Below are 16,239 nucleotides of genomic sequence, written 5' to 3' on the forward strand. Positions count from 1 at the left end.
CATCCCAGTTGCTCGGTGCGCTCACGTCTACCTACTGTCCGCGTCGGTTCTACAGATCGTCTCATCGCAGCGAGACAACCTATCTACAAATTACACGACATGACATTGCTGTACCGTTTGTATTGCCGTCTACGCTGCTACATGTAGGGAGACAAACCCTTCGCATCGTCTAACGTCGTGTACAACAAACATCGATCGTCTACAGTTCCAAAAGTCAACGTGATCCGACAAGTGGATGAGGTTCGCTGTAAGAGTGATCAGCGCCTAACAGCCCCACTCGCGGGCGACCGCCGCGTGTCCGTGTCAGTAGCCTGGTAAACCGCGTCGGAGGCTCCCGCTCCACCATCAGGCTCTAAGCCGGGGCGCCCCGAATGCGTGCTCCCGCCACAGCCAGGCCATCGCTCAGGCACTTGGCCGCCCGGCTGAAGCAACCGTGATGCCTGCAACCTTGACTATCTCGCGAGCCATTGCAGCGTGACCAGCAGCCACACTTCAGAAGAAAGAAGGCCGCCCCCGCAGCGGCGGGGACGGCCAGAGCAATAACTGAAAGGGGAGCTATGCTCATCGCTCAGCCTAGCCCTTTCACCTAGCAGGATCAGCCTGTTCATGTCGTCACTATCGACGGTGATCCGTGATTCGTCCCGGCGGACCTGTGCAACGCGCCCGCTCCGCACCACCCATCACACAACGAAAGCCGACCCCGCACAAGGCGGGGTCGGCACGGAGCAAGTTTGATTCCATCATCGAACTACAGGACGCAGCGGCATGAGTGAACTCACTCCCATGTACGTTGCGCATGGGGTACCAGCTCTTGCCGCTCAGGACACAATTCCACTAGGAATTTATACGAACGGCACGCCGCCCCATAACTGACCAAAGCCACATCGTTTAACCTAGTCAGATCCATATTTTAGGGACGAGCCATCCTATAAGCCGGGTTCTGTAGCCCTACCGGGCCGGTGATCATCCATCTGTGAACACCATTGCTGGTGTCCTTCAGCCTTTCGGCTGCGCAGCCTACCCGAACGCTCAAGCGAGCAACCCCCAAACGCGTCCGCGACCTCACGGTCTTCTTGGCCTTGCTCCAGGTGGGGTTTGCCATGCCGTCACCGTCACCGATGACGCGGTGGGCTCTTACTCCGCCGTTTCACCCTCACCGGCTCGAAACCGGCAGTCTGTTCTCTGTGGCACTTTCCCGCGGGTCACCCCGGGTGGGCGTTACCCACCACCCTGCTCTATGGAGCCCGGACTTTCCTCGACAGCTCACCGCTGCCGCGATCACCCGGATGGCTCGTCCGATCGCTAATTCTACGGATATTCCCGCATCACCGCCACAAGAAGGGTCTCAGATGGACTCTCCAGTACGCACCAGGATGCGATCGCATTCCTCGCATCGCACCACTTCATCGTCACCAGCTGCCTCGTATCTGCGCAGGTCAGCGGCATTGGTGGCAATGCCGCATCCCTCGCATACCCCGTGCACCAGCTTTGCGCACCCCATACCGGTGCGCTCGCGCAGCAGTTCGTATAGCTTGAAAAGGTCGGTCGGAATGCCTCCTGCCTGAGTCTGGCGCACCCGTCGCAGTTCGTCCAGCTCATCGTCAATACCCTTGAGACCAGCGTCGCGGGATGCCAGTACAGTCCGAATGTGTCCGTCAAGCTCAATACGGCGTCGATCAGCGTCGGCATGGGCCCTCTCGGCATCCTCGACGGCCTGCATAGCGTCAAGCTCGTCGTCCTCCAATCGAGAGATGCGCCGCCCTAGGTGCTCGATTTCCTCGGTCAGGCCACGCAACGCTTTATGGTCGGTGATGGTGCCCGCATCCACGGTTTTCTGATTGCGCTCCATTCGGGCGCGAGCCGGTTCGAGGTCGCCCTCGATACGTTTCTGCTCCATTTTGGCGTCCGACAGAGCGGTGGATTTAGCGACGACCTCCTCCGCAAGCGTTCGCCGCTGCACTGCAAGGTCCTTGAGTTCGGCCAACTCGGGCAGAGTCCGACGACGATGCTCTGCTTGAGCGATACGCCGATCGGTCTGAGCAAGGTCCAGAAGCTTCCACTGATCCTGTGCCGCAGCTTTCACACTTGCCTCCTGCGTTCCGTGGCCCTGTTGACATGTGAGGCTCAGCCTACCTCCAGTCGGTATGGCGCTGAGCATATGTGCAATGACCTACCCTAGAGCGAGTTCGGGTTCCCTTACACCCAGCGTGAACTTCTGGCGGTAGCTATCCCCACTGATGCCGTCTATACGGCAACTAACTTTCGAACAATCCTGCCGCAACTCCTTATGAACATGGACATCAGCAGGTCTACGCTCCTTTTATCGCATACCCCGCACCTCTAAGAAAGGCTGATCAGTAATGACACCCCCTCCTCCCTAGCATTGCCATAGCAGCAGTTGCGCTTTCTTTACTAGCAGCGACGACCCCTGCGGCATCTACCCAAGAAAGCTTGGTGGGTAGGCGGGATGACGGCGCAACCACCACAGGACTAGGCGGGAGGAGCTACACCTATACTATTATACCGCCCGCGATAAGAAGCTTGCTAACAGCAACTATGTCAACAAAGGCCAGCGGATTGGTGATTGCACCATCGAGACCAAGGGTGGCACCTGCACAATCAGCTCTGGAATGTCAGCAACCAGGATCGTCCAGCTGACTCTCGGAGCCAGCAGGGACAATATCAGCGCTCAACTGTCCCTCTCTTCTGCTACTACACAAAGCGTTACGGTAGGATGCACTTCTCCTGCAATGACGGCAGGAACAGTATGGACGGCTTGGCCTAGGGGAAACTTGTGGCAGCATCGAATCAACAAGCGGGTTCACAAAAAGGGATCTGACGGAATGGATTACGGCGGCGAAACTAGCGGTCCTCTGAAGGCATTTGACCCCCGCGGACCAGAATCTCTTGCGGACTCAGATGAAAATCTTGAAACTCGCCTCATTGACGCTGGATACCATATTTTCTGCGACCGCCAGCTCCTGTACAAAAACACCCCATAATTCATCTCATGAAAATACTTCCTTAGCGATATATGATCTTGCCGGAAGGCCGATAATTGACGTCGGAATAAGGATCGAGAAGGATACTTCTCTCTACATACAAGACGCTTCTCCGATCGTCGGAATGAAACCTTCATATAGCGCATCTCAGCAGTCTTCGGATCAATGGACCATCCTAGCTGCCTGCGCAGATAAAGCATCCGTTGAAACATCTCACAAAATTCAGGTTTCAGTGATACCAAAACGAAAATATCTCCCTCCATAAGAAAGTCAATTTTTAGTCATAAATTTAACAATACAGTCGATTGCTCTGAGTAGAAAAATTCCTTCTGAATTCTAACCATCACTCAACGCGACGCCCTCACTGATCGGCCCGTTTGTCCGCAACCACCACGGCGAAGCCGTAATTCGATACCTGCCCTGTGAGGTCACGTTGGTCCGATAGGCAACGGGTACCTAACTAACCTGGGTGTAGAGGACCGGACTGGCCTGGGCAGAGGACCGGCATTGCGTCTGTGCGGCCCCATAAAAGCCCTCTGGGCCCCAAGACTTCCGTGTCACCGGGACCTACACTGGAGGGGATACTCAACAATCGGCGGAGGTCCGAATATGACCGAGACGAGGTCCACAGAGCTAAACGAACAACTGAAGCAAGCCGAAAAGCAAAAGGTCCCCAAGCGTCAGACCCCGTTCTCAAAAGCCTTCGTCGAGTTCATCCCTACCGACTGGGCCCCCTATCCCGACGAGCTGCCCGAACCGCTCAGCTCGGTACCTTCGGCTACCGCACACCGTGATGCCTTAGCCGCCCGCTTCGATAGCGATCGCCTGGTCATCCCCGCTGGCCATCTCATGCGTCGCAACAACGACTGCGATTACCCTTTCCGCCCCAACACCGCCTTCGCCTACTACTCGGGCTTAGGTACCGACAGGGAGCCCAACGCGGTCCTAGTCGTCGATACGACCGCGGAAACTCGCGATGTGCTGTACTTCAAGCCGCGTGCGCCCCGCACCGACCGCGAGTTCTATGCTGATCCAACCTACGGCGAAATGTGGGTTGGCCAGCGAGAGTCCCTTGAGGAAATGGCGGCCATGACGGGACTTGTCTGCCGTGACATCTCGCAACTCGACGACGCCCTGTCGACCGGAGACGCCACAGTGCGCGTTATTCGCGACGCCGACGAGACTGTCACCGCCACCGTCGACTCATTGCGTCCTCGGGGCTCTGAAGACGCCGACGACGAGTTCTACGAGTTTTCCTCAGCCGCCCGCTTCTGCAAAGACGATTGGGAGGTCGAGCAACTGCGGGATGCCTGCCGCAAATCCAAGGTGGGTTTTGAATCCATGATCGCTGAGATCCCGGAAGCCGTCCGCAAGGGGCGAGGCGAGCGTTGGATGGAAGGCACCTTCGGACGTGTCGCTCGTCATCTTGGCAATGAGGTGGGCTACGGCTCGATCTGCGCAGCCGGCGACCACGCCAACACGCTGCACTGGGTACGCAACGACGGCGACCTGCGCCCCGGCGAACTTATCCTTATCGACGCTGGGATCGAGGTCGACTCCCTTTACACCGCCGACATCACCCGCACCCTACCGATCTCGGGAACCTTCTCTCCCGCCCAGCGTCGCGTCTACGAGGCCGTCCTTGAGGCTCAGGACGCGGCAGCTGCCATCGCGAAAGGTGGCCACGACCATGCCGAGATCCATCAGGCCGCCATTCGCGTCATCTGCGAGTACCTGCACGAGTGGGGCATCCTTCCAGTCAGCGTCGAGGAGTCGCTGTCCCCCGAAGGCGGCCAGCATCGCCGGTGGATGGTTCACGGCACGTCGCACCACCTCGGTCTAGATGTCCACGACTGCAACCAGGCGCGTCGTCAGGATTACTCCGGACCGCTCAAGAAGGGTATGTGCGTCTCCGACGAGCCGGGTATCTACTTCAAACAGACTGACCTACTGGTCCCCGAGGAGTTCCGCGGCATCGGTGTGCGCATTGAGGACGACCTGTGCATCACTGACGGTGAGCCTGAGTGGCTGTCCAAGGATTGCCCGCGTCAGGTCGACGAGGTCGAGGCTTGGATGCAAGAGATCTGGGGACGCGCTTGCCACTGATCCAGTGTCGATGCGCGGTGTCCAGACTTCTCAGCCTCTGGCACTGCGCATCGTCGCCGTCATGGTCAGGCACAGGATGAGCACGGCGGGAATCGCGTGCAAGGTTCCCAGGCCGTGGCTGGATCCGTTAACGGCGATGAGCACCCCGACGACGAGCTCAATGACGATCAACACAGCGCAGAGAATGTCCCAGCCATTGCGACGCCCCCAGCGAGCCACGAGGAAAACGATCGCGAGCAGCATTCCGATTCCCATGATGGCCTGCTGAGCAATCCAGCCAGCGAAAGGTCCATCCCCGGCACCACGTACAAACATCGCCCAGCCCGTACAACGGGTCAGCGACCCGGAACCGGCCACCTGCACAGCGAAGAAGTGGCCGATAACGAGGAAGGCGACAGCTCCAATCCCAAGCTTGGTCCGCCCATTCCATCTCCACGACGACCGTGGCTTACGCGCAACAAAGTAAGCCCGCCACATAGCTCCCATCGAGATAATCGCGGCAAGCAGGTCGAAAGAGGCCTCAACCGAATTAATCCCCCACTTGATGGTCATCATGCCGAACACGCCGGACGTCAACGCCCCCAACAGAGCTACGATCGGGAGGGCAGCCAGCAGCTTGTCAGCATGTCGATACACCATGCCGACGATGACGCTGGCGAGCGCGAACAGACCCACCGAGGCCGAAATGACGCGATGGATGAACTCGACCCACGGCTGGGTAGCGTCCAACGGGGTGAGACGACCGACATAACAACCGGGCCAGTTCGGGCACGAGGCCGAGGCATCAGTGGCACACACCGTCGATCCCAGCGCCAACGTGACAGTGATGGCGACAGCAGTGACGGCGAAAAGAACCACGACCCCTCTCGGCACGGCGTTCTTAGTTGTGACGGTGTTGGTCATAACATTCCTCGATGATGCTGATCGCCGTTAGTCGGCACAGGTGCCGAAGGCGCGGACTGTCTGATACTGCCACCACCGCCGGGCACGCCCGTCGCCAGGCCCCCAAAAAACAAATCAGCCTTCGAAAGCCTTCGCCCTCATGAACGGCATATCAGACACCATCTCACGGGCCTGTGCAGCCACCTTGTGTTCAGCGAGCACCTCATAGTGGGTAGCCACAACTTGCTGGATAGAGTTAAAGTCCCTCTCTCCACCACTCATCGAGTACGTAATAGCGGCGGTAATCATGCCGATAACCACACCAACGATGAGTCCGGTCAGCAGCAGAGAGAGAACGGCCCCACCTGGGGTGAAGAACATCATCATGAGGCCGACGAGAAGGCCCATCCCGAGTCCTGACACCGCCCCTTGGCCGAGCACCGAGCCCCACGTGCGACGTCCGGTAACGCGCTCCACCGTTTTGAGGTCTGTCCCGACGATGCAGAGATTTTCGACCGGAAATTCCTTATCGGACAGCTGGTCGACAATCTTCTGGGCGGTCGCGTAGTCATCAACCACGACGACCGACTGCGGGTACTCCAGATTGAATATGGCACTCGCTCTGCCCGGGACCACACTTAGCATCACGGCTTCCTCCTTGAGGTAAGCATCAGTTTACGGGTAAGCACCGACAGCTTCTTGCTCTCGTCTCGCAGCGTTAATGTTTGCCGCCTGGGTATATTTTGCGGGGTGAACAGGTCCCAATCGGTATTCATCTCTCGGATTCGTGGCCTTCCTGTCATGGATGCCAGTGGCGACCAGGTCGGTAAGGTCAGGGATGTCGTCGTCCAGATGCGTACGCCGGGGCGCGCCCCGCTGGTGCGCGGGCTCGTCGTCGAGCTATTCGCCCGTCGACGTATCTTCGTCCCGATGGTCCGAGTGCACGCCATTGACGCGGTTCAGATCATGATCTCGGGAACCGTCAACACCCGAGTGTTCTCTCGCAGAGTCTCCGAGACCCTCGTCATCGAAGACCTCTTCGACCGCACTTTCCGCCGCAATGGCACGCCAGTATGGGTCATGGACGTTTCAATGGCTCCCGTGCGCAGCCGCGAGTGGGAGATTAATGAGGTGGCCCTCGCCGAATCTGGGCGCAGTCGATTCATCCGCAAGGCTCCCAGTAACCCGACCATCGTCGATTGGCGCGAAGTCCCCTCCCTCGTGCTCGCCTCGCGCCAGTCCACTGAGAGAACCATCGCCGAGATGCATGAGATGAAGCCAGCGGACATGGCCCGGGAACTTCACGACATGAACCCGCATCGCCGTGCAGAAGTCGCCATGGCCCTGGACGACGACCAGCTTGCCAACGCCATCGAGGAACTTCCCGAGGACGAGCAGGTTTCCCTCATCACCGTCCTCGACCCCGACCGCGCCGCCGACATCCTCGAAGAGATGGACCCCGACGACGCCGCCGACCTAATCAAAGAGCTCCCCGATACCACCGCCCACCAGTTGCTGGCGCGCATGGAGCCCGACGACGCCGACGACGTCCGCTCCCTGATGGCCTACGACGAGTTCACTGCGGGAGCCATGATGACCCCTGAGCCCGTCATCGTTGCCGCCGACGCGACTGTCGCTGACGCCTTGGCTTTGGTACGTAATGAAGACATCACACCAGCCGAGGCATCCATGGTCTTCGTGTGCCGTCCTCCCACCGAAACCCCTACCGGCCGTTACCTGGGAGCGGTACACGTGCAACGGCTCCTGCGCGAACCTCCTTCGACGATGGTCTCAGCGATCATCGACTCCGACCTTGAGCCCATGCACACCGATGCCCCGGTAGGCGCGGTGAGCCGCTACTTCGCTACCTATAACCTCGTCGTCGTTCCCGTCGTCAACGATGCGAACCAGCTGGTTGGGGCGGTAGCCGTTGACGACCTTCTTGACCATCTGCTACCCGCCGACTGGCGCGGCGACCAGATGGACGGCGAATTCGTGGAGGTGAACCATGGCTGATAACGATCAGTGGCTGCATGACGCTGACCGCCTCGACATCCCGGGACCACGCAAGGTCAAACGCCCTCGAGTACAGCTGGACTCCGAGAAGTTCGGGCAGTTCGCGGAGGCCACCGCGCGGTTTATGGGCACGGCAAAGTTCCTCGTCTACATGACGGTGATCGTATGCAGCTGGGTCATCTGGAATCTCGTAGCAATCTATAAGTTGCGCTTCGACCCGTACCCGTTCATCCTGCTCAATCTGTTCTTCTCTACCCAAGCTTCTTACTCCGCTCCCCTCATCCTGCTGGCGCAGAATCGCCAGGAGGACCGGGATCGGGTGTCGATGGCTGAGGATCGTCGGGTCGCCGCCCAGTCTCGTGCCGACATGGAGTTCCTGGCCCGGGAGGTCGCATCCATCCGGATGCAGATGGGCGAGTTGGCCACGCGCGATTATTTGCGCTCGGAGCTACGCGACGAGTTGCGCTCCCTGCTCGAGGAGATCGAGGCCTCACCGGCCTCCCACTAACTGACCCGGTTCGCGACGAGCGAGTTGTCGCATCGGGCCAACGGTGTGTAGACAAGTCAGCATGAGCACCGAGAACCCAGTGGTTAAGGCCATTGCCGATGCGTTATCGCACGTCAATGACCCCGAGATCAAACGCCCCATTACCGATCTCAACATGATTGATGAGATTACCGTCGACGAGCAGGGACGCGCTTTCGTCCGCATCCTGCTGACCGTCGCCGGGTGTCCCCTCAAGACCGAGCTACGTGAGCAGGCCACCGAGGCTGTGCGCAGCGTTGACGGGGTGACCAGTGTTTCCGTCGAACTCGGCACCATGACCGACGAACAGCGCGATGCTCTCAAAGTTCAGCTGCGCGGCGACGTCCCCGAACGCGTCATTCCCTTTGCCCAACCGGGGAACACCACCAAAGTCATCGCGGTTTCCTCGGGTAAAGGTGGCGTCGGCAAATCCTCTGTCACCGTCAACCTGGCCCTCGCCCTGGCTCAGCTCGGCCGCGAGGTTGGTCTGCTGGACGCCGACATCTACGGCCACTCGGTGCCTGACATGCTCGGCCTAGGGGATGCCCACCCCACTCCTCTTGATGACATGCTGCTTCCGGTTCCTGGACTTGGCATTAAGTCGATCAGCATCGGCATGATGAAGCCCAACAAGTCCGCCGTCATCGCTTGGCGCGGACCGATCCTCGACCGGGCGCTCACTCAGCTGCTGGCCGACGTTCACTGGGGCGATCTTGACTACCTCCTCATCGATCTTCCGCCTGGCACCGGCGACATCGCCATGAGTCTGGGACAGAAGCTGCCCAACGCTGAGGTACTTGTCGTCACCACCCCGCAGCAGGCCGCATCCGAGGTGGCTGAGCGTGCCGGCACGATGGCTGGAATCATGCAGCAACGGGTGTTAGGCGTCGTGGAGAACATGTCATGGCTGGAAGTGACCGCGCCAAAGTCCCGCGAGACCTTCCGCGTCGAACTGTTCGGCACCGGTGGCGGTCAAAAGGCTGCCGACGCACTGTCAGAACGTCTGGGCACCACGATCCCGTTGCTCGGCCAGATCCCACTCGACGTCGAACTGCGCAGCGGCGGTGACGACGGCGACCCGATCGTCATCGCCCACCCGGACTCGCCCGCAGCCGAAGCCATCACCGAACTCGCCAAGACCATTGACGCGCGCCCGCGTGGTCTGGTCGGTATAAATCTGGGGGTTCAACCCGTCAGTCACTGATTGAACGTACTCACGGGCCCGCTGGGGCGATCCTCGTGTGCTGTATCTTTAAGCCATGTATCACCATTCATGGCATTCCCCGGATGCACGACGCCGAGGCGTCACCCGGTGGGCGATCACCTTCATTGCTGCCCTTACTGCCGCCTGCATGGCACAGATGCCTGCACAGGCCTCGCCCCATACCAGCGACGCCGCTCCCCACATCGCAACGTCAAAGACCATCACCGGCGCCGGCCCCATCGGGCAGTCCGGCCGTTGGTACACCGACGGTCAGGGTCGCACCATCCTCACCGCCGGCGTCAACATGGTCTCTAAACGTCACCCATACAGTCTCGAAGCCGATGGATTCGATGACGCCGACGCTGCCTGGTTACAGAAGAACGGCTTCGATTCGGTGCGCCTGGGAGTCATATGGAAGGGGGTCGAGCCCAAGCCCGGAGAGTACGACGACGCCTACCTGGCCAGCATCACCCGCACAGTAAGAACACTTCGCGCTCACGGCATAATGACCCTCTTGGACGCTCACCAGGACATGTATAATGAGAAGTTCGAGGGTGAGGGAGCCCCCGACTGGGCCGTTCTCGACAAGGGAGCACCGAATCTGCTCAAGGTTGGCTTCCCCGCCAACCAGGTCTTCAACCTCGGACTCATCAAGGCTTACGACAGTTTCCTGGACAATGCCAAGGGCCCGGGCGGAGTGGGCTTGCAGGATCGTTACGCGGCCATGTGGAAGCACGTCGCACAGGTCGTCGGGCAGGAACCCGGCGTCATGGGATACGACATTATCAACGAGCCTTGGCCGGGACATCACTACCCCATCTGCTACGTTGCCTTCGGCTGGTGCGGCCGAGCGATGGTGTCCTTGGACACCTTGTACGAGAAAGTCGGCAGAGCCATCACCTCGGTCGACCCCGACGGCATCGTCACCTACGAGCCCTACTCAACGTGGAACATGGGGCTGGACAGCCGCCCAGCCCGCCCATCCTCACCGAAGGCTGCCATTTCTTGGCACGTCTACTGCCCCATGAACGCAATCTTCGGCTCCTACGTCGGGTGCAATCTCCCCGACACTCGCACCTTCCACAACGCCGACCAGGCAGCCCAGTTCAACAACTCAGCCTCCTTGCTCAGTGAATTCGGGGCCACCAAAGACCCCGGCACTCTCATGGGGGTCACCTCCAAGGCTCGCGCCCATCTGGTCGGCTGGCTGTACTGGACGTACAACGGAAACTCCGACCCGACAACCCAGAATGCTGCAGACGAGGAGCTCGTCCGTCATATCAACCGTCCGGGACCTGTCACCGACGAACAGGTGGACCACACCAAGCTCGCCATTCTGGCGGTACCGCACCTGCGCGCCGCTGCGGGCACCCCGACCTCGACGACCTGGGACCAGTCCACCCGGACGTACCAGGCCACGTGGACGGCTAAACGTGTCGCCGGTGACGGTGACTTCGCGGCAGGATCCGTCTCCGAGATCGCCGTCCCGGCTATCCACTACCCCAATGGTTACAAGGTCGAGGTGAAGGGCGCCAAGGTCATTTCCAAAGCCGGAGACACACGCCTGCAGGTCAGCTCCACCGGAGAAGGCCCGGTAAGCGTCACCATCACCCCTGCCGGTCAGGCCTAAGCCACTTGTGGCACGAACAACCTATGCCAGACGCCCCTTGACAAGATGGCATGCAGCACTCGTGGCACAAGGGGCCCGAACGTGATGTGGTGGGCCACCCAATACCAGGTGGCCCACCACATCACAGATAGGTCATCATGTAAGGAATCACATCAGGTGGCCTCGAGGTCAAAGGGGACGGGAACGGCCTCGTCATGAACGACTGAGGAGGGTGCCGAAACGGGAGTTTCTGGAAGGCCCTCGGAGTTACGAATGTCAGCCAAGCCCAAGTCGAGGTCGGAGCGGACGTCAGACAAATCAGCCTTAATTTCATCAATGTCGTCCTGCAAGCTATCCAGGACGTACTTGCGCACAAAATTCTGCGGCTTGAGGTCCTGGTAGTCCAGATCGGCGAACTGCGGACCCAGCTCGCTGCGAAGCTGATCGCGCGTGTTGTTCGCGATGTTCTTGAGGTAATGGTAAATGCGCGCCGCTTTGCGGGCCATCTCGGGCAGCTTGTCCGGCCCAAACATGAGCACAGCAATGACGATGAGTACCGCGATTTCCGCTGGACCTGCTGTGGACATGGCCTTTACCTTACCCCTGGCTTCGAGCTCCCAATGTCATGGCGAGGTTGTCACAGCTGAGTGCGATCCAACACACCGAAGAAAGTCTCAGCCTGCTCAGGAGTCGGCATCGTCTGAGGGGGACGCACCCTACCGACGGTAAACCCCTGGTGAGCCAGTCCCGCCTTAACCATGGTGGCCCCCTGAGCTGCAAAGACACCGGTAAGCACTGGCAGGATCTCCCGGTAGGTCGACAATGCCTCGTCAATTCGGCCGTCAACATATGCGTCGATGACCTCGTGCATGCGTCGACCGGTGAAATGGGTTGACGTGCCGACGAGGCCAACTCCACCCACTGACAGCAATGCCGGAGTGATGGCATCGTCACCGGAGTAGTAGGCCAGAGTGGTGCTGGCCATCACCGTCGCTGACTCAACCACAAGCCCCTTGGCGTCCTTGACGGCCACAATCCGTGCATGGTCGGCCAGTTCAATGAGGGTCTTCGTCTCAATCGGAGTACCGGTGCGTCCCGGAATGTCATAAAGCATGATCGGCAAGTCGGTGGCATCGGCAACAGCGGTGAAGTGCTCAATGATCCCAGCCTGTGAGGGCTTGGAGTAGTAGGGGGTGACGACAAGTAGACCGTCAGCTCCAGCCTCGGCAGCCTGGTGAGCCAGTTCGATGGTGTGAGCGGTGTCATTGGTTCCGACTCCGGCTACAACCGCAGCATCCGATCCGACAGCCTCGACGACAGCCTTAACGATCTCAGCCTTCTCAGAATCAGTCGTGGTCGGCGATTCCCCCGTCGTGCCGTTGACGACAATGCCGTCATTGTTTTGTTCCTCAACGAGCTTGTGCGCCAACTCGCCAGTCCGACGCAGGTCCACCGCCCCGTCGAACGTCATCGGAGTCACCATGGCCGTAAGCAGACGGCCAAAAACGGGAGCGGACATGCAAAACCTCCTTGTATAGCTGGTGCCCATGGTAGCCACGAGATGGCCTCAGCGGGATAGGCTGTTAGTGTGAGTCCAGCACAACCCAGACATCAAGTCCCCGACGCCCGGTCGTGGGAGTACGCCGACGGCTTCGTCGCACCCTCCCCGGCCCTACAGGAGGCCCGCGAAGCAGCCCGCGCTGATCAGTGGGAAGTGCTCGGCAACGGCACCACCGCCTTGCTGACCTTCTTGGCGCGCACCATGCAGGCCGGGAGCGTCGTCACCATCGGCACTGACGCCGGAGTCTCAGGGCTGGCCCTCTTGGAGGGCATGACCGATCATGGTGTCTTGACCAGCATCGATCCCGACGCTGAGCGTCAGGCTGCTGCCCGTAAGGTTCTGAGCCTGGCCCGTATCCGCTCTAATCAGGTGCGCCTCATCACCGGGACTCCGCTGGATGTGCTGCCTAAACTGCGTGATGGCGCCTACGACATAGTGCTCATCAATGGCGACCGACTTGAATACGTGGAATACGTCTCCCAGGCCCTACGCTTGCTGCGCCCCGGAGGCGTTGTTGTCGTTAACGACGCGCTGGCCAACAACCACATCGCTGATCCGGATAATGAGGACGATGACACCCTCATCATCCGCGAAACCCTCGACTCGGTGCTAGAGACCGAAGAATTCACCCCGGTGCTGCTACCTGTTGGTGAAGGTTTGCTGCTGGCCACGAAAAGTTGAGCTTGCGCGTCTGACGCAAGACAAAACGAATCGGCTCCCCGAAAAATGGGGAGCCGATTCGTGCGTCCTGAAGATCGCTGGATCAATAGGGAACCGTGATTCCTTTACCGACCACCGTCACACCGCCTGGGGAGACGGTGAATCCACGAGCACGGTCGTGGTCGTGGTCGACACCCACTTGGGCACCGTCAGGAACAATGACATTCTTGTCGAGGATCGCACGGTGGACCGTCGCATTGGAACCAATCGCCACATTGTTCATGACGATTGACTCATCGACTCGGGCCCACCGTTCGATGCGAGCCCGCGGGCCTAACACCGTGCGGTAAATGTCGGTGCCGGAAATGATGCACCCGGCAGAGACCAGGGTGTCGTCGCAGGACCCGCGCATCACGAACTTGGCACCGGGGGCCTGTTCCTGCATGGTCCAGATAGGCCAGTCCGGGTTGTACAGGTTGAACTCCGGCTCGACCGAGACCAGATCCATGTGCGCGTCGTGGTAAGCATCAATGGTGCCCACGTCCCGCCAGTAGTCGGCATCCTTCTCAGTGTTGCCAGGAACCTCGTTGTCACGAAAATCGTACACCTGCGCGTCAGCGGCGTTGACGAATCTCGGAATAACGTCGCCACCCATGTCGTGCCGCGAGTCGGCACTGTGGGCGTCGTCGTGGAGGGCCTGGACCAGGGCCTCGCGGCTGAAGATGTAGTTACCCATCGAGGCGAAAGACTCGTCCGAAGCGTCCGGCAGACCAGGCGGATCAGCCGGTTTTTCGAGGAACTCGGTGATCTTATGGTTCTGGTCAGCATCAATAATTCCGAAGGCAGAAGCGTCTTTGCGAGGCACTCGGATACCGGCGACGGTGCATCCCAGCCCGGAGTCGATGTGGTACTGCAACATGGCGTCGACATCCATCCGATAAATGTTGTCGGCGCCAAAGACCACAACGTAGTCGGGACTCTGGTCATTGATGAGGTTGAGGGACTGGTAGATGGCGTCAGCACTTCCCTGGTACCACCGCGGCCCAAGACGCTGCTGGGCCGGGACCGGGGTCACATAGGAGCCCAGCATGGTCGACATCCGCCAGGTGATGGAGATGTGACGGTCAAGTGAGTGAGACTTGTACTGGGTCAGCACAGCGATCTGAGTGAGCCCTGAATTCGCCAGATTAGACAGCACAAAGTCGATAAGACGGTAGGTACCACCAAAGGGAACGGCTGGTTTAGCCCGGTCCATCGTGAGAGGCATAAGGCGTTTGCCTTCGCCGCCAGCGAGGACGATGGATAGAACCTTAGGACGCGTCTTTGCCATGGTTCTCAATCTACCGTCACCGAACACCCATGCAGTCAATCATCACAAGGTCAGCTGCACAATGTCGACGAGAGTTTTCAGTCTGTTGGCCGCACCGCAACGCTACTACCCCACCGAGGCCGTCTTTGTGGGACGATCAAGCCATGTACGTGTCCGTCCTGACCCGCGAATATCCTCCTACCATCTATGGCGGCGCCGGCGTCCACGTCGCGCAACTCGTCCCCCAGCTTCGCGCCCTGATCGACGTCGATGTGCAGTGCATGGGACAGCCGCGTGAAGGAGCCACCGCCCACGCTGAGAACTATCCGGAAGGTGCGAACGGCGCGCTGCGGGCCTTCGGCGCAGACCTGTCCATGGTCGATGCCATCCCTGACGAGGTCGACCTCGTCCATTCCCACACGTGGTATGCCAATCTCGCTGGCTTGCTCGCCGGTGTTTTCCACGACGTCCCGCACGTCATCAGCGCTCACTCATTGGAGCCTGACCGTCCTTGGAAGGCAGAGCAGCTCGGTGGCGGTTACAGGCTGTCATCCTGGGCAGAAAAGACCGCCTACGACGCCGCAGACGCCATCATCGCAGTCTCTGAAGGCATGAGGGCCGACGTACTGCGGGCCTATCCCGAATTAGATCCTGACAAGGTGCATGTGGTGCGCAATGGGGTCAACACGGACGAGTTCCACCCCGTCACCGAGACCGATGTGTGCCGTGACATCGGGATGGACCCTGACCGACCTTCGGTGGTCTTCGTCGGGCGCATTACACGACAGAAGGGATTGGTCCACTTACTGCATGCCGCTACTGAGCTTGATCCTGAGACCCAGCTCGTTTTGCTGGCCGGCGCCCCGGATACCCCACAGATTGGAGAGGAGTTCAAAGCCGTCTTCGAGGAGGTTCGTTCCAGCCGCCGAGCGCCGGTTATCTGGGTGCCGGAGATGCTCCCCCGCTCGTCGGTTCGCCAGGTGCTCTCTGCCGCTACAGTCTTCGCCTGCCCTTCGGTCTATGAGCCACTGGGCATTGTCAACCTGGAGGCTATGGCCTGCGCTACGCCGGTAGTGGCATCTCGAGTTGGCGGTATACCGGAGGTTGTCGTCGACGGATCGACCGGGCATCTCGTCGACGGGGTCCCAACCGACTTGTCGACCCCAGAAGATGTCGCGACCTTCGAGTCCGCCTTCGCAGCCGCTATCAACGACCTCACTCGAAACATGGAACGCGCCAAAGCTTTCGGAACCGCTGGTCGTCAGCGTTGCATCGACGAATTTTCCTGGTCTCAAATCGCGGCGCAAACCGTCGAGGTCTACCAGACGGCAATCAAGCGTCACGGCTGATGGTTCGCCTTGTAC

The 16,239-nt window shown here is 59.7% G+C and carries 13 protein-coding genes, 1 other RNA gene and 1 pseudogene; 7 read left to right on the top strand and 8 right to left on the bottom strand.

The window, feature by feature from the left end:
- Window positions 1–913: 913 nt before the first annotated feature.
- The 3 genes and pseudogenes from rnpB to LRP59_RS08140 form a co-directional block, all read right to left on the bottom strand.
- An RNA gene (rnpB, locus tag LRP59_RS08130) (RNase P RNA component class A) lies at window positions 914–1,294 on the bottom strand.
- Between the two features lie 51 nt (window positions 1,295–1,345).
- Window positions 1,346–2,083: a zinc ribbon domain-containing protein gene (locus LRP59_RS08135; protein ID WP_002514049.1), complete on the bottom strand. Its 738-nt coding sequence runs from the start codon at window positions 2,081–2,083 to the stop codon at window positions 1,346–1,348.
- A 550-nt stretch (window positions 2,084–2,633) separates the two neighbouring features.
- Window positions 2,634–2,989: pseudogene (locus tag LRP59_RS08140) on the bottom strand (hypothetical protein).
- 622 nt (window positions 2,990–3,611) lie between these two features.
- Between LRP59_RS08140 and LRP59_RS08145 the strand changes: the two are divergent.
- A complete protein-coding gene (locus LRP59_RS08145; protein ID WP_002514050.1) occupies window positions 3,612–5,108 on the top strand; it encodes an aminopeptidase P family protein in 1,497 nt (498 codons plus the stop codon).
- 30 nt (window positions 5,109–5,138) lie between these two features.
- Here LRP59_RS08145 and LRP59_RS08150 read toward each other — a convergent pair whose 3' ends face one another.
- Both LRP59_RS08150 and LRP59_RS08155 read right to left on the bottom strand, forming a co-directional pair.
- The gene (locus LRP59_RS08150) at window positions 5,139–6,011 is read right to left on the bottom strand and encodes a heme A synthase (RefSeq protein ID WP_002514051.1); all 873 of its coding nucleotides are present in this window, start codon (window positions 6,009–6,011) and stop codon (window positions 5,139–5,141) included.
- A gap of 114 nt (window positions 6,012–6,125) precedes the next feature.
- The gene (locus LRP59_RS08155) at window positions 6,126–6,635 is read right to left on the bottom strand and encodes a general stress protein (RefSeq protein ID WP_002514052.1); all 510 of its coding nucleotides are present in this window, start codon (window positions 6,633–6,635) and stop codon (window positions 6,126–6,128) included.
- 105 nt (window positions 6,636–6,740) lie between these two features.
- Between LRP59_RS08155 and LRP59_RS08160 the strand changes: the two genes are divergently transcribed.
- The 4 genes from LRP59_RS08160 (at window position 6,741) to LRP59_RS08175 (ending at window position 11,366) form a co-directional block, all read left to right on the top strand.
- On the top strand, window positions 6,741–8,006 hold the full coding sequence (locus LRP59_RS08160; protein ID WP_002515179.1) for a magnesium transporter MgtE N-terminal domain-containing protein: 1,266 nt from the start codon (window positions 6,741–6,743) through the stop codon (window positions 8,004–8,006).
- Entirely contained in the window at window positions 7,999–8,514 is a 516-nt protein-coding gene (locus tag LRP59_RS08165) for a DUF1003 domain-containing protein (RefSeq protein WP_002514054.1), read from the top strand. The genes LRP59_RS08160 and LRP59_RS08165 overlap by 8 nt, the downstream gene beginning before the upstream one ends.
- Window positions 8,515–8,575: 61 nt before the next feature.
- Window positions 8,576–9,736, top strand: a complete 1,161-nt coding sequence (locus LRP59_RS08170; RefSeq protein WP_148378281.1) for an Mrp/NBP35 family ATP-binding protein — start codon at window positions 8,576–8,578, stop codon at window positions 9,734–9,736.
- A 148-nt stretch (window positions 9,737–9,884) separates the two neighbouring features.
- Window positions 9,885–11,366, top strand: coding sequence for a cellulase family glycosylhydrolase (locus LRP59_RS08175; protein ID WP_002533435.1), 1,482 nt, complete (start codon window positions 9,885–9,887; stop codon window positions 11,364–11,366).
- Between the two features lie 152 nt (window positions 11,367–11,518).
- Here the strand turns inward: LRP59_RS08175 and LRP59_RS08180 are convergent, their stop codons facing one another.
- Both LRP59_RS08180 and dapA read right to left on the bottom strand, forming a co-directional pair.
- Window positions 11,519–11,932, bottom strand: coding sequence for a sec-independent translocase (locus tag LRP59_RS08180; RefSeq protein WP_002514057.1), 414 nt, complete (start codon window positions 11,930–11,932; stop codon window positions 11,519–11,521).
- A gap of 50 nt (window positions 11,933–11,982) precedes the next feature.
- A complete protein-coding gene (gene dapA, locus LRP59_RS08185) occupies window positions 11,983–12,864 on the bottom strand; it encodes a 4-hydroxy-tetrahydrodipicolinate synthase (protein ID WP_002514058.1) in 882 nt (293 codons plus the stop codon).
- A gap of 69 nt (window positions 12,865–12,933) precedes the next feature.
- On the opposite strand from dapA, the gene LRP59_RS08190 reads away from it, so the two are divergent.
- The gene (locus LRP59_RS08190; protein WP_002514059.1) at window positions 12,934–13,587 is read left to right on the top strand and encodes an O-methyltransferase; all 654 of its coding nucleotides are present in this window, start codon (window positions 12,934–12,936) and stop codon (window positions 13,585–13,587) included.
- A gap of 82 nt (window positions 13,588–13,669) precedes the next feature.
- Here the strand turns inward: LRP59_RS08190 and glgC are convergent, their stop codons facing one another.
- Window positions 13,670–14,896: a glucose-1-phosphate adenylyltransferase gene (glgC, locus tag LRP59_RS08195; protein WP_002515129.1), complete on the bottom strand. Its 1,227-nt coding sequence runs from the start codon at window positions 14,894–14,896 to the stop codon at window positions 13,670–13,672.
- Window positions 14,897–15,039: 143 nt separating this feature from the next.
- Here glgC and glgA point away from each other — a divergent pair, with 143 nt between their 5' ends.
- Window positions 15,040–16,224, top strand: a complete 1,185-nt coding sequence (gene glgA / locus LRP59_RS08200; protein ID WP_002514061.1) for a glycogen synthase — start codon at window positions 15,040–15,042, stop codon at window positions 16,222–16,224.
- The last annotated feature ends 15 nt before the right edge of the window (window positions 16,225–16,239 follow it).

The sequence above is a fragment of the Cutibacterium sp. 37298 genome, assembly GCF_023838685.1.
Classification (GTDB): Bacteria; Actinomycetota; Actinomycetes; order Propionibacteriales; family Propionibacteriaceae; genus Cutibacterium; species Cutibacterium acnes.

Coding starts and splice junctions, on each gene's coding strand:
- LRP59_RS08145 (WP_002514050.1), top strand. CDS start 3,612: ATGACCGAGACGAGGTCCACAGAGCTAAACGAACAACTGAAGCAAGCC.
- LRP59_RS08150 (WP_002514051.1), bottom strand. CDS start 6,011: ATGACCAACACCGTCACAACTAAGAACGCCGTGCCGAGAGGGGTCGTG.
- LRP59_RS08155 (WP_002514052.1), bottom strand. CDS start 6,635: ATGCTAAGTGTGGTCCCGGGCAGAGCGAGTGCCATATTCAATCTGGAG.
- LRP59_RS08165 (WP_002514054.1), top strand. CDS start 7,999: ATGGCTGATAACGATCAGTGGCTGCATGACGCTGACCGCCTCGACATC.
- LRP59_RS08170 (WP_148378281.1), top strand. CDS start 8,576: ATGAGCACCGAGAACCCAGTGGTTAAGGCCATTGCCGATGCGTTATCG.
- LRP59_RS08175 (WP_002533435.1), top strand. CDS start 9,885: ATGGCACAGATGCCTGCACAGGCCTCGCCCCATACCAGCGACGCCGCT.
- LRP59_RS08180 (WP_002514057.1), bottom strand. CDS start 11,932: ATGTCCACAGCAGGTCCAGCGGAAATCGCGGTACTCATCGTCATTGCT.
- dapA (WP_002514058.1), bottom strand. CDS start 12,864: ATGTCCGCTCCCGTTTTTGGCCGTCTGCTTACGGCCATGGTGACTCCG.
- glgC (WP_002515129.1), bottom strand. CDS start 14,896: ATGGCAAAGACGCGTCCTAAGGTTCTATCCATCGTCCTCGCTGGCGGC.
- glgA (WP_002514061.1), top strand. CDS start 15,040: ATGTACGTGTCCGTCCTGACCCGCGAATATCCTCCTACCATCTATGGC.